Below are 242 nucleotides of genomic sequence, written 5' to 3'. Positions count from 1 at the left end.
GGTTTTATAGACCGTGGAATAATCACAGGCAGTATTCACAAAAATCTTACAACCTATTGCATTCTCCATCCTTTCTCACGTCTAGAAAAAAATAGAATAGGAAATAATAGACACATTTTTATTGAGGCTTTGTTATTTTTTATGGGATTATCAATTGTATTAGAGCTGCTCAATTGTTCACAGTTTCTCAAAAAATAAACATTTTTTTTGAGATCTGAATAATTTATAATTTTGTAGAAACA

Annotated in this window: 1 protein-coding gene; it reads left to right on the top strand. The window is 28.5% G+C overall.

Annotation, left to right across the window (positions count from 1 at the left end; all coding sequences use genetic code 11):
* Positions 1-198 (top strand): hypothetical protein (locus tag ACFINZ_RS11900; protein ID WP_375701635.1); only part of this gene is annotated, 198 nt, incomplete at its 5' end.
* Positions 199-242 lie beyond the last annotated feature (44 nt).

Origin of the sequence: Bartonella sp. AA81SXKL, assembly GCF_042196945.1 — a bacterium.
In the GTDB taxonomy this organism is placed as follows: Bacteria; Pseudomonadota; Alphaproteobacteria; order Rhizobiales; family Rhizobiaceae; genus Bartonella.
This window is presented reverse-complemented; position numbering and strand designations above follow the sequence as displayed.